Here is an 800-nt window from a genome sequence, read left to right on the forward strand (position 1 = left end):
CGCCCGTCACCCGCTTCAAGCCGGTGGCGAAGCGCGATCCACGGTCGAGCGCTGAAAGCGCTGCCGCATCGCCTTCCACCGCATGGACTTCCGACTTCGCGGCCAGGCGCAGAGCAAAGCTACCGCAACCGGCGAAAAGATCCGCCACCTTCTTGGCACGCTTCAGATGTCCGCCGACGATGTCGGCCATCGCCTGTTCGGCGGCCTCGGTTGCCTGCAGGAACGCGCCCGGGGGCAAGGCGACAGCGACGCTGCCGAACATGACCACCGGCTTTTTCGGCTCGATAATGATTTCGTCATCGATGGACAGCCTGGCAAAGCCCTGCGCCATGACGAAGTTAGCCGCGATCCGGCGCTGGTGCTCCCCGAGCTTGCCGGATTCGTGAACCGCGACATCGAGCCCCGAACCGGTCACGGTGACCGCCAGCCGGAACGATTTGGCGGTTGCGCAGACCAATTCGGCGAGCGCCTTCAAGCGATCGAGCGCGGCAACGATCTCCGGCAGCGAGATCGGGCATTCCGATATGGCGACGATCTCCGGCGACAGATGGCGATGGAAGCCGAGCAGCATGCCTGTCTCGGTGCGCCGGGCGGCAAGCACGACACGGCGGCGCGTCTGCGGTGCGCAGGCGACCAGGTCACCGATCTCGCAATCGATGCCCTTGTCCTTCAGGATGTGCGACACTTTTTCGCGCTTCCACTGGCGATAGGCTTCGGCTTCGAAATGCTGGAGCGCCCAACCGCCGCATTCGGTGAAGTGGCGGCAGGCGGGATCGATGCGCAGCGGCGATGCTTCCAGC

At 65.0% G+C, this 800-nt stretch carries 1 pseudogene; it reads right to left on the reverse strand.

The features are described from left to right. A pseudogene (locus EOA22_RS35735) lies at positions 1-800 on the reverse strand (class I SAM-dependent RNA methyltransferase); the annotation flags it as partial.

Origin of the sequence: Mesorhizobium sp. M7A.F.Ca.US.014.04.1.1, from assembly GCF_003998745.1 — a bacterium.
Classification (GTDB): domain Bacteria; phylum Pseudomonadota; class Alphaproteobacteria; order Rhizobiales; family Rhizobiaceae; genus Mesorhizobium; species Mesorhizobium ciceri.